The organism is Rhizobium sp. CCGE 510, assembly GCF_000292525.1.
In the GTDB taxonomy this organism is placed as follows: Bacteria; Pseudomonadota; Alphaproteobacteria; order Rhizobiales; family Rhizobiaceae; genus Rhizobium.
Map to the genome: position 1 here is coordinate 1 of NZ_AEYF01000136.1, position 536 is coordinate 536.

Here is a 536-nt window from a genome sequence, read left to right on the forward strand (position 1 = left end):
CAGATCTCGCTACGAAACGGTCGGTGCTTGAGGGTTCCGGCTGACGTGGAGCTAAGGGTGCTCGGGTCGTTGATCGCTTGCGTGGAGGCGGCATGATCGGGCCTTCCGGGAATGTCCGGGTCTATCTTGCCTGCGGAGTGACCGACATGCGGCGTGAATTGATGGACTGTCGGCGTTGGTCGAGGCGGCTATCAAGGAGGCGCCAGGTTCCGGCGCGATCTTCGGCTTCCGCGGAAAACGGGCCGATCGGATCAAACTTTTATGGTGGGATGGCCAAGGGTTCTGCCTGTTTTACAAGCTTTTTGGAACGCGGATACTTTCCGTGGCCAACAGCGAAAGAAGGCGTTGCGCACCTGACGCAGGCGCAGCTTTCGATGCTTGTCGAAGGGATCGACTGGCGCCGCCCGGCGCGGACTTCCGCTCCCGGTCGAACGGGTTAAAAGCTATATTTTGCGAGGACATCCGGGGCATAAAGCTGGCTCTTCCGGCGCAAATCGGCTATGTATGCGGGTATGGAAACAACGCCGCTGGACAGT

1 protein-coding gene and 1 pseudogene are annotated in these 536 nt (G+C 59.3%); both read left to right on the plus strand.

Features of this window, described 5'->3' with window-relative positions; genetic code table 11:
• Positions 1–175: 175 nt before the first annotated feature.
• Positions 176–244: pseudogene (locus tag RCCGE510_RS36120) on the plus strand (hypothetical protein); the annotation flags it as partial.
• A 25-nt stretch (positions 245–269) separates the two neighbouring features.
• Positions 270–440, plus strand: a complete 171-nt coding sequence (gene tnpB, locus RCCGE510_RS36125) for an IS66 family insertion sequence element accessory protein TnpB (protein WP_346426511.1) — start codon at positions 270–272, stop codon at positions 438–440.
• Positions 441–536 lie beyond the last annotated feature (96 nt).

Bases quoted from the DNA above. Each gene is read 5' to 3' on its own strand.
- tnpB (WP_346426511.1), top strand. From the start codon at position 270: ATGGCCAAGGGTTCTGCCTGTTTTACAAGCTTTTTGGAACGCGGATAC.